We start from the raw sequence: 13,699 nt of genomic DNA, 5'->3' as shown, positions 1-13,699 counted from the left end.
CCGGCCCATCCGCTTTCGCGATCCGTCTGAACCGACCGACATTGAGGACGTCCCCGATGCCCACCGCCTCCCAACACCGCGCCAGCCGCGACGGCTACCGCCCGATCCGGGTCTCCATCGAGTTCTTCCCGCCGAAGACCGACGAGATGGAGCAGATCCTGTGGAAGTCCATCGAGCGCCTCGCGCCGCTCCAGCCGAAATTCGTCTCGGTGACCTACGGGGCCGGCGGCTCGACGCGTGAGCGCACCCACAACACCGTGGCCCGCATGGTCCGCGAGACCGGCCTGAAGCCCGCCGCCCACCTCACCTGCGTCGACGCCACCCGCGAGGAGATCGACGCCGTCGTGCAGTCCTACTGGGATGCCGGCGTGCGCCACATCGTGGCCCTGCGCGGCGACCCGCAGGACGGGGTCGGCACGACCTATCGTCCGCATCCGGGCGGCTACGCCCAGACGGCGGACCTCGTCGCCGGCATCAAGCGCATCGGCGACTTCAAGGTCTCGGTCTCGGCCTATCCCGAGAAGCACCCGGAGGCCGCCTCCCTCGACGCCGACATCGACGCCCTGAAGGCCAAGGTCGATGCCGGGGCCGATCAGGCGATCACGCAGTTCTTCTTCGAGAACGACATCTACCTGCGCTACGTCGACAAGGTGCGGGCGGCGGGCATCGACATCCCCATCATCCCCGGCATTCTCCCCGTCCAGAACTTCAAGCAATCGGCCAACTTCGCCCGCCGCACCGGCGCCTCGGTGCCGTACTGGCTCGCCGCCCGGTTCGAGGGCCTCGAGAACGACCCCGACACCCGCCGCCTCGTGGCGGCGGCGGTGGCGGCCGAACAGGTGCTCGATCTGGTCGATCAGGGCGTCAACGATTTCCACTTCTACTCGATGAACCGCTCCGACCTCGTCTACGCCATCTGCCACCTGCTCGGCCTGCGTGCGCCGGCACCCAAGGTGGAAGCCGCGAAGGCGGCCGCCTAGATATCAGGGGTGGGAGCAGGAGGCGTGCCGTGGCCGAACCGCAGGATACAATCCTTCCTTTGTTGCGTGAAATACGTGCGGACCTGAAAGCCGGCTTCGATCGTGTTGATCGGAAACTGGAACAGCACGATGCACGCTTTGACAAGCTTGAGCGCCGTTTCGACAATCTGCGCGAGGCCGTGAACGGCGAATCCGTCCTCGGTCGCTATGCTGCCGCTCAGTTTGAGGAGCGGCTCGAGGTCATCGAGAAGCGCCTCGCTGTGCTGGAGACCGGGTCCTGAAGCCCGGCGGGCCCTTCCCAGACAGTGCCTCTCCTCCCCCTTGCGGGGAGGAGCCGGAGGTGGGGGTGGTGCCGGATACGGCGCGACACCTTCGCAACTACCCCCACCCCTGACCCCTCCCCGCAAGGGGGAGGGGACCTCCGTGACGAGACATGAGAAACCCATGACCGACCTGCGCCCCGTCGACGGAAAAGAGATCGAAGCGGCCCTGCGCCAGCGCGCCGCCGAAAAAATCCTCGTCCTCGACGGGGCGATGGGCACCGTGATCCAGCGCCTCGGCTACGGCGAGGCCGATTTTCGCGGGCACCGGTTCACCGATCACGGCCACGATCAGAAGGGCAACAACGACCTTCTGATCCTGACGCAACCCGACGCGATCCGGCAGATCCACCTCGACTACTTCCTCGCCGGCGCCGACATGTGCGAGACCAACACGTTCTCCGGCACCACCATCGCCCAGGCCGATTACGGCATGGAATCAATCATCCACGAGTTGAACCTGCAGGGCGCGCGCCTCGCCCGCGAGGCCGCACAGCTCGCCGAGGCGCAGGATGGCCGCCGCCGCTTCGTCGCCGGCGCCATCGGCCCGACGAACCGGACCCTGTCGATCTCGCCCGACGTCAACAATCCGGGCTACCGGGCCGTCACCTTCGACGAGGTCAAGCAGGCCTATGTCGAGCAGGTCCGCGGCCTCATGGATGGCGGCGCCGAACTCATCCTCATCGAGACGATCTTCGACACGCTCAACGCCAAGGCGGCGGTGGCGGCGGCCTGGGCCGTGTTCGACGAGCGCGGCGTCACCCTGCCGATCATGATCTCGGGCACGATCACGGATCTCTCCGGCCGGACCCTGTCGGGCCAGACCCCGGAGGCGTTCTGGAACGCCCTGCGCCACTCCGCCCCGCTCACCATCGGCCTTAACTGTGCGCTGGGCGCCAAGGAAATGCGGGGCCACATCTCGGAGCTGTCGCGCATCGCCGACACCCTGGTCTGCGCCTACCCGAATGCGGGCCTGCCCAACGAATTCGGTCTTTACGACGAGAGCCCCGAGGCCATGGGCAAGCTGGTCGGCGAATTCGCGGCCGGCGGCATCGTCAACATGGTCGGCGGCTGCTGCGGCACCACGCCGGACCACATCCGCGCCATCGCTGAAGCCGTCGCCGGGTGCAAGCCGCGGGTCATTCCCGACGTGCCGCGCCTCATGCGCCTGTCGGGCCTGGAGCCGTTCACGCTGACGAAGGAGATCCCCTTCGTGAACGTCGGCGAGCGCACCAACGTCACCGGCTCGGCCAAGTTCAGGAAGCTCGTCACCGCCGGCGACTACGCGGCGGCCCTGGACGTCGCCCGCGATCAGGTGGCGGCGGGCGCCAGCATCATCGACATCAACATGGACGAGGGCCTGCTCGATTCCGAGAAGGCCATGGTGGAGTTCCTCAACCTCGTCGCCGCCGAGCCCGACATCGCCCGGGTGCCGGTGATGATCGATTCCTCGAAATTCCACGTCATCGAGGCCGGCCTGAAGTGCGTCCAGGGCAAGGCCATCGTGAACTCCATCTCCATGAAGGAGGGCGTGGACAAGTTCATCGCCGACGCGCGTGTCTGCCGCTCCTACGGCGCGGCGGTGGTGGTCATGGCCTTCGACGAGCAGGGCCAGGCCGACACCCTGGAGCGCAAGGTCGAGATCTGCACCAAGGCCTACCGGGTCCTGACCGAGGAGATCGGCTTCCCGCCGGAAGACATCATCTTCGACCCCAACGTCTTTGCCGTCGCCACCGGCATCGAGGAGCATAACGGCTACGGCGTCGCCTTCATCGAGGCGACCCGGATCATCCGCGAGACCCTGCCCCACGCCCACATCTCGGGCGGCATCTCGAACCTCAGCTTCGCCTTCCGCGGCAACGAGCCCGTGCGCGAGGCCATGCACGCGGTGTTCCTGTACCACGCGATCCAGGTCGGCATGGACATGGGCATCGTGAATGCCGGCCAGCTCGCCATCTACGACGAGCTGCCGGCGGAGCTGCGCGAGCTGTGCGAGGACGTGGTCCTCAACCGCCGCGACGATTCCACCGACCGGCTGCTGGAAGCGGCGGCGCGCTTCAAGTCCGGCGGCGGCGTCCAGGCCAAGACCGCCGACCTGTCCTGGCGCGAGGCGCCGGTGGAGAAGCGCATCGAGCACGCGCTGGTCAACGGCATCACCGAGTACATCCTCGCCGACACGGAAGAGGCGCGGCTCCAATCCGCCCGGCCCCTCCACGTCATCGAAGGCCCGCTCATGGCCGGCATGAACGTGGTCGGAGACCTGTTCGGCTCGGGCAAGATGTTCCTGCCGCAGGTGGTGAAGTCCGCCCGCGTGATGAAGCAGGCGGTCGCCCATCTCGAGCCGTTCATGGAGGCGGAGAAGCTCGCCAATGGCGGCGACGGCAAGCGTCAGGCCGCGGGCAAGATCCTGATGGCGACGGTGAAGGGCGACGTCCACGACATCGGCAAGAACATCGTCGGCGTCGTGCTCGCCTGCAACAACTACGAGATCATCGATCTCGGCGTGATGGTCTCGGCCGCCAAGATCCTCGATGTCGCCCGCAAGGAAAACGTCGACATCGTCGGCCTGTCCGGCCTCATCACCCCGTCCCTCGACGAGATGGTGCACGTCGCCGCCGAGATGGAGCGCGAGGGCTTTTCGGTGCCCCTGCTCATCGGTGGCGCCACGACGAGCCGCGTCCACACGGCGGTGAAGATCCACCCGTCCTACGCCCGCGGCCAGACCGTCTACGTCACCGATGCGAGCCGCGCGGTGGGCGTGGTGTCGAGCCTGCTCTCGAAGGAGACGCGGGATTCGACCATCGAGAAGGTCCGGGCCGAGTACAGGAAGGTCGCCGACGCCCACGCCCGCTCGGAACTCGACAAGCAGCGCCTGCCGCTCGCCAAGGCCCGCGCCAACCCGTTCCGGATCGACTGGTCGGGCTACGCGCCACATAAGCCGACCTTCACCGGGGCGCGCGTCTTCGCCTCCTACGAGGTCGCCGATCTCGTGCCCTATATCGACTGGACGCCGTTCCTGCAGACCTACGAGTTCAAGGGCCGCTATCCGGCGATCTTCGAGGACCCGAACCAGGGACCGGCGGCGAAAGCCCTGTTCGATGACGCGCAGGAGATGCTGGCCCAGATCGTCGCCGAGCGCTGGTTCAACCCGAAGGCGATCATCGGTTTCTGGCCGGCGAACTCCGTCGGCGACGACATCGCCCTCTACACCGGAGAGAGCCGGTCGGAGAAACTCGCGACCTTCCACGGCCTGCGCCAGCAATTGTCGAAGCGCGACGGCCGCGCCAACACCTGCCTGTCCGACTTCGTGGCGCCGGAAGGCTCCGGCGTCGCCGATTACGTAGGCGGCTTCGTGGTCACGGCCGGGTTGGAGGAAGTCCGCATCGCCGAGCGCTTCGAGCGGGCCAACGACGATTACCGCTCGATCCTGGTGAAGGCGCTCGCCGACCGCATCGCCGAGGCCCTGGCCGAGCGCATGCACGAGCGCGTGCGCAAGGAGTTCTGGGGCTACGCCGCCGACGAGACCACCGCCCCCGAGGATCTGGTCCGCGAAGAGTATGCCGGCATCCGCCCGGCGCCCGGCTATCCGTCCCAGCCCGACCACACCGAGAAGGTGACGCTGTTCGATCTGCTGAAGGCCGAGCCGCGCATCGGGGTGAAGCTCACGGAATCCTACGCCATGTGGCCGGGCTCGTCGGTGTCGGGCCTCTACATCGCCCACCCGGACTCGCATTACTTCGGCGTCGCCAAGGTCGAGCGCGATCAGGTCGAGGATTACGCCGCCCGCAAGGGCATGGACCTGGCGCAGGTGGAGCGCTGGCTCGGTCCGATCCTGAACTATGACCCGGCCCGCTACCTCGCGGCGGCGGCGGAGTAGCTTTTTGGATCTCGCGGGGCGGCGGTGCTCCTGGCGCCTCCGCCCCGCGGGGGAACCTATCGCTCCGCCGCCGTCAGGGCGAACAGCGCGCCCTGCGGGTCGAGCCCGTGCAGGATCCAGGCGCCGCCCGGCACCTGATGCGGCCCGTTGAGCACCTGTCCGCCGGCCTGGGCGATGCGCGCGGCGGCTGCATCGATTGCCGAGACCGTGAAGTAGTAGAGCCAGGCCGGTGGCCCCTGCATCTGCGGCGGCTTGGTCATCAGGCCGCCCACCGCCGGGCCGTCGCCCGTGGCGAAGAGCTGGTAGATGCCCATCGGTCCGAGATCGATGGCCTCCCTCGGCGTCCAGCCGAACAGGCCGGCGTAGAAGGCGAAGGCCGTCTCGCGGTCGCCGGCGTGCAGCTCGCGCCAGCCGACATGGCCGGGGGCCGTGGAGCCGGCCGGCGGCGGGGCGCAAGCCTCGTCCGAGGGTGGTCCGGCTGCGAACAGCAGGAAGACGGCGCCGTGCGGGTCGGCGACCCCGGCGAAGCGGCCGATGCCGGGGATTTCGGTGGGCGGGCAGTGGACGGCGCCACCGGCCCGCTTCACTGCCGCGGCGGAGGCGTCGACATCCGTCACTGCGATGGAGCCGGTCCAGGCCGGTCGGCCGTCGGTCCCCTCGGACAGGGTCGTCAGCCCGGCCACCGGCACCGTGCCGGCGCGGAACTGGGTGTAGTCCACACCGTCGATGCCCGCCGGGCTCGCGTCCCAACCGACGACGCGGCGGTAGAACGCCTCCGCGGCGACCGTGTCGGTGGTCATGAGTTCGTACCAGATGAACTGTCCGTCGGGTGCGGCCATGCGCGAGTCTCCCCCTGATCGGTCGCGGCCCTGACGCGCCACGAGTCGCCTTGACATTTAGGTTGATATCAACCTAAATCGCGTATGTCAAAGTCTGAGGCCGCTCCCCTGGTGCCGTTCGCCGCGACCCTGATGGTGCGCGACACCTGCCTGTGCCTCCACGTGCAGCGCGCCGCCCGCGCCCTGGCACGTCACTTCGACGAAGTGATGCGGCCGTTAAGTCTCACCCACGGGCAGTTCTCCCTGCTGATGGCCCTCAATCGGCCGGATCCCGCGGGGCTCGGCGCCGTGGCGGCCCTGCTCGCCATGGACCGCACCACCCTGACGGCGGCCCTGAAGCCCCTGGAGCGGCGCGGCCTCGTCGCGGTGTCCCCCGATCCGAAGGACCGGCGCGGTCGCCGCCTCGCCCTCACGCCCGCCGGCCTGGCGCTCCTCGCCGACGCCTTACCCCTGTGGGTATCGGCGCACGCGGCCGTCGAGGCGCGGATGCCGGAGGCCGGGCCGGAGCGGCTTCGGGCGGGCCTGCGCGCCCTGGCCTGAGGCCGGAGCGGCGGAAACGCGCGGGAGTGTGGCCCGGTGAGGCTTGACCGTGGGGCCGCCTGCGCTTCAATGCCGTCGAGACTTTGGCGAGGCCAGACGCAAGGGCGCCCCGATCGTGTACCGGACCAGCCCCATGCCCGTATCCAACACGGCGGCCGTGATCCTGGCCGTCACCGCCCTCGGTCTCCTGGCCTCGGGCTGCACCGGCTTCGCCTACGTGTCGAAGACCTATGTCAGCCTGACCCCACAGGTGGTGACCATCGGCTGTAAGGACCCCTACGAGGTCTACGACCAGCGCCGCATCCGCAAGATGCTCATCGTCTCGAATTCCCTGCGGGAGATCACCGGCTGCGGGATCGACGACCGCCTCGACGGCGGCGACCCGTCCCTCACCCGCGCCAAGCGCTTTCGCGAGGCGGCGCGCACCTACCTCGACGAGACCGTGCGGGAGGATTGCAAGATCACCGGCGAGACGGTGTTCACCGATCTCCAGACCGAGTTCACCTATTCCTGCGCCGGCCCCATCGAGCCGCGCGGCACCAAGGTTCCGCGCCTGCCGGGCCGCAACCGCGTCGGGCTGTAACCCTCGAGACTTCGAGGATCAGGCGTCGGGCGGCTGCGAAAAGGTCCGCTCGATGGCGTCGCCCGAGGCGGCGAGCAGGGCGCGGGCGAGGGTGCGGGCCTCGTCCCGGTCGAGGGCGAGGATCGCGGTGAACGGCTGACCGGCGACGTCGGGCAGGCCGATCTCGACCCGGACGCCGTCGTCCGCCGCCGCGACCGACAGGCTCCAGTCCCGGTCGTGTGACCCTGCGCTCATCGCCTCATGACCCTTTTCGCGGTGACGTTCCGCCCGTGTTGCATGACCGATCCCGCTCGGCGAGGCCAGCGCCACTTGCTGCGCCCCTCGCGGCGTCCTCTCGCGATTGACGGCGCGCCGCCCGGTGGTGTTTGTGCGCCCCGACCCGCCCGGCCCGTCGCCGGGCTCTCAAGCCTGAGAAAGAGACCCATGTCCGAGATCTGGTTCCGCACCGGCGAGGCCACCGTGCTCGCCGCCGAGGGGCAATACACCGACGCCATGCCGGAGGTGCTCATCGGCTCCACCCGCGGACCCGCCGGTCAGGCGTTCGCCGGCATGATGGGCCAGGTCCAGGGCCACACCCGGATGTTCGTGGTGCGCGACCTCAACCAGCTCGTGCGCCCGGCCACGATGATGACCACCAAGGCCACCATCCACACGGCCGAGTACGTCGAGCTCCTCGGCGGCGTGGTCCAGGCCGCCACGGGCGACGCCATCATCGACTGCGTCATCGAGGGCGTGCTGCCGAAGGACGGCCTCGACGACCTGTGCATGATCATCATGATCTGGCTCGACCCGCGCTGCGCCGAGGACGGCAACCTCGACCGCAAGGACCTCTACCGCACCAACTACGAGGCGACGAAGCTCGCCATCGGCCGCGCCATGAAGGGCGAGCCGTCCATCGACGAACTCATCGCCAACCGCAAGACGGTGAAGCACTACGCCCTGGAAGACGTGATCGAGTATTGATCAAACCCGCCCCTGCGCGCGCACCAGCGAGGTGCGCGCGTAGAGGGCCTCGAGCGGGCAATCGAGCCCGAGGGTCGGCAGGACGATACGGGCGTCGCGGTCGGTGAACCGCCGACGGACCCACGCGCCGTCGCGCCGCGTCGCCACGGTGACGTCGAAGGCCGCCTGCTCGATCATCAGGATCGCCTCGCAGGTGGCCAGCCCCTCGTAGCCGTCGATTTTGATGGCGATCTTCTGGCGCGTCTGCCCGGAGGGGAAACGCCGGTCGCTGCGCGAGACGATCTCGGCGACGGCGTACCCGGTCCGCACGACGTTGCGGCCGGGTGCGATGTCGGCCACGTCGAGAACCAGGACATCGGGCACGTAAGCATGGCCCTCGATGGCGGGCCGCAGGTCGAGGGCGGCGTTCTGGATCGCGATCCGAGGGGCGCCGATCCGCTCGATCCCGTCGTTCAGCAGGCGCTCCAGGTTCCCCGCGATGATCTGGTGATCGATGTTGGGTGTCGCCTGCATGATGACGTGCCCATCGATGAGTTCCCACTTTTCCTCGTCGGGGCGCGAGGCCACGAACGCCTCGAAGCCGAGATGGGCGTCGTGCGCAGGGGGGGGCGTCCGTAGGGCCGGCATGGCTGGCTCCGAGACTCGTCGATGAGGTCTCCGCGAAAATCGATGGCCCGTCGGGACCCGTCAAGGGCTTAACCCGGCGGGATGCGCCCCACGGAGCACAGGGTGCGGATCGATCCGGTCCGGTCGGTGTAGCAGCTCGCCGACCAGCCGTTCTGCTGGATGAAGGATTTTTTACCCTCTCGGAATGCCGTGGCATGGGCCGTGGCGAGGGCCGCCTGAACGGCATCGGCGGAGACGCCCACCACGATCTGCCCGGCGACGGCGAGGTCCTGGAAATAGGCCGCCGAGGGAGTCGGGTCGCCGGAGGCCGCCTGGACGATGGGCTCGGCCCGGCAGGTGAGGTCGATCCGGATGCCGCCCGGAACCCGGATCTCGACGCCCGGCCCCTGCCGCCGCCCGGCCTTGCCGCCGATGGCGGATGCCACCTGAGCGGCGAGGCCGTCGCACTCGTCGGCGCGGGATGCCACGGTGGTGAGGAGCAGGAGGGCGAGGGCGGGGCGCAGCATGGCCGCACTCTCGTTCAGCCACCCGATCCTGTCGAGGTCTGGAACTCAATGAAAATCCCGGCTGCGATAGACACGCCGGTCGGGCGGCGCGGAAAAATCCGTGGTCTCGGGGGGCAGGCGCAGGCCGCCCTCGCGCAGGCTCCGCAATTCGGCACTGAGATCGCGGAACTGTTCGGCGAGGAGATGGACCACGAGACCCTGGCGCTGCACCCGCCCGCGCACGGCGAGGAAGCGCGCTCCCATGGCGACGGCCCGGTGGGCCTCGAACACCTTGGCCCAGACGATGACGTTGGCGATGCCGGTCTCGTCCTCGAGGGTCAGGAACACCGTGCCGCGGGCCGTGCCGGGGCGCTGGCGGGTGAGCACGAGGCCCGCCACGGTGACGCGGGCGTTGTTGGGGACGCGGGCCGGGTCGTGGTGGTCGCGGGCGGGAATCGCGCCGATCCGGGCGAGGCGCGCCCGAAAGAACGCCACCGGATGGCCCTTCAGGGAGAGGCCCGTAGCGGCGTAATCCTCGGCCACGTGTTCGGACGCCGCCATTTCGGGCAGCGCCACGGCGGGTTCGGTGCGGAACAGCCCGTCATCGGCGTGGAAGGCGAAGAGCGGCATCGGCGTCTCCAGGAGATGCGCGCGCCGGTCGGTGCCCTGGCGCGACGCGGCCTTGCGGCTCGACGTGCCCTCCAGGGTCCGCACCGCCCACAGGGCCGCGCGCCGGTCGAGGTCGAGGGAGCGGAAGGCGTCGGCCTCGGCCAGCCGCTCCAGGGCGTTGCGCGGCAGGGTGAGGGCCGCCTGCAAGCCCTCGATGCTGGCGTAGCCGTTGCCGCGCAGGGCCACGAGGCGGCGCATGGCCGCCTCCGGCGCGCCGCTCACCTGGCGCAGGCCGATCCGCACGGCGAGGCGCCGGGGAACGCCCGGGGGCGGGGGCTCGGAGGCCGGCTCCAGGGTGCAGTCCCAGGCGCTGGCGTTCACGTCGACGCCGCGCACCTCGACGCCGTGGGCGCGGGCGTCGCGGACGAGCTGGGCCGGCTGGTAGAACCCCATGGGCTGGGCGTTGAGGATCGCCGCCAGGAAGACGTCGGGGTGGCGGCACTTCATCCAGGCCGAGGCGTAGACCAGCAGGGCGAAGCTCGCCGCGTGGCTCTCGGGAAAGCCGTAGGTGGAGAACCCCTCGATCTGCTTGAAGCAGCGCTCGGTGAAGTCGCGCGGGTAGCCGCGCGCCACCATGCCCTCGACGAATTTCGTCCGGAAGTTCACGATCTCGCCGTTGTGCCGGAAGGTCGCCATGGCCCGGCGCAGGCCGTCGGCCTCGGACGGCAGGAACCCCGCCGCCGTGATGGCGATCTGCATGGCGTGTTCCTGGAACAGGGGCACGCCGTAGGTCCGCTTCAGGACGCTTTCCAACTCGTCGGCATCTCCATGCTCGGGAGCCGGGGACGGGTAGACGACAGGCTCCAGCCCCTGGCGGCGGCGCAGGTACGGATGCACCATGTCGCCCTGGATCGGGCCGGGGCGGACGATGGCAACCTGCACCACGAGGTCGTAGAATTCCTGCGGCTTCAGGCGCGGCAGCATCGACATCTGTGCCCGGCTCTCGACCTGGAACACGCCGACAGAGTCGGCCCTCGACAGCATGGCGTAGACGGCCGGGTCCTCGCGCGGCAGGTCGGCTAGGGTCGGGTAGTCGTGGCCGTAGTCGCGGGCCAGGAAGTCGACGCCGCGCTTGAGGCAGCTCAGCATGCCGAGCGCCAGCACATCGACCTTCATCAGGCCGAGGACGTCGATGTCGTCCTTGTCCCACTCGATGAAGGTCCGGTCCGCCATGGCGGCGTTGCCCACCGGCACGGTCTCGTCGAGGCGCCCGCGGGTGAGCACGAACCCGCCGACATGCTGCGACAGGTGACGGGGGAAACCGATGAGGGCGTGGGCGAGATCGAGGGCCTGCCGGATCGCCGGGTTTTTGGGGTCGAGGCCGGCCTGCTCGACATGGGCGTCGGGCAGGTCGGCGCCCCAGGAGCCCCAGACGGTGTCGGCCATCACGCCGGTGATGTCGGGGGTGAGGCCCAAAACCTTGCCGACCTCGCGGATGGCGCTGCGCGGCCGGTAGTGGATCACCGTGGCGCAGATGGCGGCGCGGTCGCGGCCGTAGCGGTCGTAGAGGTGCTGGATCACCTCCTCGCGGCGCTCGTGCTCGAAATCGACGTCGATGTCGGGCGGCTCGGCCCGGTTCTCCGAGATGAACCGCGCGAACAGCAGGCGGATCTCGGTGGGGTCCACCGCCGTGATGCCGAGGCAGTAGCACACCACGGAATTGGCGGCCGACCCCCGGCCCTGGCACAGGATGCCCTTGTCGCGGGCGAACTCGACGATGTCGAACAGGGTGAGGAAGTAGCGCGCGTAATCCATCTTCGCGATGAGGCGGAGTTCCTCCGCGATGGTGTTCGCGATGGCCTCGGGGATGCCGTCCGGGTAGCGCCACCGGGCGCGCTCGTGGACCTTGTCGGCGAGATAGCCCTGCGCGGTCCGGCCCGGTGGCACCGGCTCGTCGGGGTATTCGTAGCGCAGCTGATCGAGGGAGAAGCCGCAGGCCTGCGCGATCTCCACCGTCCGGGCCAGCGCGTCCGGGTGGTCGGCGAACAGCCGCGCCATCATGCTGGGCGGCTTGAGATGGCGTTCGGCGTTGGCCTCCAGCCGGTAGCCCGCCTCCCGCAGGGTGCAGCCGGCGCGGATGCAGGCGAGGATGTCCTGCAGGGGGCGCCGGTCGGGGACGTGGTAGAGGGCGTCCGACACCGCCACCAGGGGCGTGCCGAGGCGCTTTCCCCATTCGGCGAGGCTGCCGAGGCGCCGGCGTTCGTCGCCGCGATGGTGGTGGCTGCCGGCGAGGAACGTCCGCCCCGGCGCGGCCTCGGCGAGGGCCGCGAGGTGGTCGGCGAAGGCCTGATCCAGGTCCTCCGGCGGCATGTTTCCGGGAGGCATGGCGATCAGCATCTGGCCCTCGCTCGCCGCCAGCATCTCGGGAAAGGAGAACCGGCAGGCGCCCTTCTCCGAGCGGCGGTTGCCGAGGGTGAGGAGGCGGCAGAGCCGGCCGTAGGCCGCCCGGTCCATGGGATAGGCGACCGCCTCGAACCCGTCTTCCGTCACGAGGCGCACGCCCACGAGGGTGCGGATGGGGGGCTCCCCGGCTTTCGCCCGACGCAACCCCTCCGCATAGGCGCGCACCACGCCCGAAAGCGTGTTGCGGTCGGCGATGCCGATGGCGGCGAACCCGAACGCGGCCGCCGTCGCCACCATCTCCTCCGGGTGGGAGGCCCCGCGCAGGAAGGAGAAGTTCGTGGTGACCGCGAGCTCGGCGTAGGGCGGCGTCATGCCCCCGCCCACAGGGACGCTGCCCTCACGCGAACATCCCGTGGATGAACCAGCCCGCCGTTTGCGATGGGGCAAGGGGTTGCGACGGGGCAGGAGTTTGCGCCGGCGCAGGCGCCTGCCGGTAGACCCACAGGCGCCGGCCGCCCTCGTCCTCGACCACGTAATAGTCGCGGGTGGGGGTGGCTCCCGACCACCACTCCCCGGCGATGCGCTCGGGGCCGTCCGCATGGGCGACCCGGTGCAGGCGCCGGCGCCAGCGGAAGCGCTGGGGCGGGCCGTCGGGGGCGAGCATGTCCTCGGCCGCCTCGCTGCGGGTGAGGAGGACGAGGGGGCGGGGCAGCCCCGTGCCGGCCCGGACCGGATGGTGCGGGTCGACGCGGGTCACCCGCCACGGTTCGACGGCCTCGGCCCGCTCGGGCACGTGGCTCGCGTGCGGGGCGAGGCGCAGGATGCCGCGCCCCAGGCGCTGGCGCAGGGCATCGGCGAGGCCGGACGCGCTCGTCGCCGCGCGGCCGCCCCCCGAAAAATCCACCTGCCGGGCGGTGATCGGGCCGGTGCCGACGACATCGAGGCGCACGGTCTCGAAGCCGAAGCCGGCGTCCAGGGCGGGGCCGAGGCGGTCGAGGCGCAGGTCGAGGAGGCGCCCCACCTGGACCGGGCAGCGGGTCGGCTCGCTCAACGCGAGGGCGAGGGTGCGGATCACGCCGTCGACCCGGTGCAGGGTGAGGCGGAGCGCCCGCGCGCCGAGGCCGGCCGCCTCCAGGCGCGGGGCCAGGGTCTCCATGAGGCGCGCCGCCGTTGCGACGATGACGGCCTGATGGCCGATGGGGTCGAGGAACCCGCGCGCGGCACCGAGCGCCGCCGGTTCGTCCAGGGGCACCAGGGGTTCGGGCCGGTGCCCGAGGGCCTGGTCGAGGCGCCGGATCAGCCCCTCGCCGAAGCGTCGGGCCAGGGGCGCGCGGGGGGCGTCCATCAGCTCGCCGATCCGGCGCAGGCCGAGGCGTCCGAGGGTGACGGCCATCTCCGGTTCGATGCGCAGGGCGAGGACGGGCCGGTCGCGCAGGGCGGCGGCCTCGCCCTGCGCATCGAACCGGAGATGGC

Annotated in this window: 11 protein-coding genes and 1 pseudogene; 6 read left to right on the top strand and 6 right to left on the bottom strand. The window is 70.1% G+C overall.

Going from position 1 to position 13,699, the window contains the following annotated elements:
- Window positions 1-56: 56 nt before the first annotated feature.
- From metF to metH, 3 genes are all read left to right on the top strand, one after another.
- Window positions 57-980 (top strand): methylenetetrahydrofolate reductase [NAD(P)H], encoded by a 924-nt coding sequence (metF, locus tag FV218_RS08375; protein WP_056088921.1) that lies wholly within the window; start codon window positions 57-59, stop codon window positions 978-980.
- Window positions 981-1,009: 29 nt separating this feature from the next.
- Window positions 1,010-1,261, top strand: coding sequence for a hypothetical protein (locus tag FV218_RS08370; protein WP_147709385.1), 252 nt, complete (start codon window positions 1,010-1,012; stop codon window positions 1,259-1,261).
- 163 nt (window positions 1,262-1,424) lie between these two features.
- Complete coding sequence (gene metH / locus FV218_RS08365; protein ID WP_147709384.1) at window positions 1,425-5,177, top strand: methionine synthase; 3,753 nt, start codon at window positions 1,425-1,427, stop codon at window positions 5,175-5,177.
- Between the two features lie 56 nt (window positions 5,178-5,233).
- Here metH and FV218_RS08360 read toward each other — a convergent pair whose 3' ends face one another.
- Window positions 5,234-6,016 (bottom strand): VOC family protein, encoded by a 783-nt coding sequence (locus FV218_RS08360; protein ID WP_147709383.1) that lies wholly within the window; start codon window positions 6,014-6,016, stop codon window positions 5,234-5,236.
- Window positions 6,017-6,100: 84 nt separating this feature from the next.
- On the opposite strand from FV218_RS08360, the gene FV218_RS08355 reads away from it, so the two are divergent.
- Window positions 6,101-6,556, top strand: coding sequence for a MarR family winged helix-turn-helix transcriptional regulator (locus FV218_RS08355; RefSeq protein WP_056088912.1), 456 nt, complete (start codon window positions 6,101-6,103; stop codon window positions 6,554-6,556).
- A 133-nt stretch (window positions 6,557-6,689) separates the two neighbouring features.
- Complete coding sequence (locus FV218_RS08350) at window positions 6,690-7,139, top strand: hypothetical protein (protein WP_056088909.1); 450 nt, start codon at window positions 6,690-6,692, stop codon at window positions 7,137-7,139.
- A gap of 18 nt (window positions 7,140-7,157) precedes the next feature.
- Here the strand turns inward: FV218_RS08350 and FV218_RS08345 are convergent, their stop codons facing one another.
- Window positions 7,158-7,373, bottom strand: a complete 216-nt coding sequence (locus FV218_RS08345) for a hypothetical protein (protein WP_147709382.1) — start codon at window positions 7,371-7,373, stop codon at window positions 7,158-7,160.
- 189 nt (window positions 7,374-7,562) lie between these two features.
- On the opposite strand from FV218_RS08345, the gene fae reads away from it, so the two are divergent.
- Complete coding sequence (gene fae, locus FV218_RS08340) at window positions 7,563-8,102, top strand: formaldehyde-activating enzyme (RefSeq protein WP_056088899.1); 540 nt, start codon at window positions 7,563-7,565, stop codon at window positions 8,100-8,102.
- Here the strand turns inward: fae and FV218_RS08335 are convergent, their stop codons facing one another.
- The 4 genes and pseudogenes from FV218_RS08335 to FV218_RS22700 all read right to left on the bottom strand — a co-directional run.
- The gene (locus FV218_RS08335) at window positions 8,103-8,729 is read right to left on the bottom strand and encodes a Uma2 family endonuclease (RefSeq protein ID WP_147709381.1); all 627 of its coding nucleotides are present in this window, start codon (window positions 8,727-8,729) and stop codon (window positions 8,103-8,105) included.
- Window positions 8,730-8,797: 68 nt separating this feature from the next.
- Complete coding sequence (locus FV218_RS08330; RefSeq protein WP_147709380.1) at window positions 8,798-9,235, bottom strand: hypothetical protein; 438 nt, start codon at window positions 9,233-9,235, stop codon at window positions 8,798-8,800.
- Between the two features lie 45 nt (window positions 9,236-9,280).
- Window positions 9,281-12,598, bottom strand: a complete 3,318-nt coding sequence (locus FV218_RS08325) for an error-prone DNA polymerase (protein WP_147709379.1) — start codon at window positions 12,596-12,598, stop codon at window positions 9,281-9,283.
- A 25-nt stretch (window positions 12,599-12,623) separates the two neighbouring features.
- A pseudogene (locus FV218_RS22700) lies at window positions 12,624-13,699 on the bottom strand (DNA polymerase Y family protein); the annotation flags it as partial.

This window comes from Methylobacterium sp. WL69, assembly GCF_008039485.1.
Lineage (GTDB): Bacteria > Pseudomonadota > Alphaproteobacteria > Rhizobiales > Beijerinckiaceae > Methylobacterium.
This window is presented reverse-complemented; position numbering and strand designations above follow the sequence as displayed.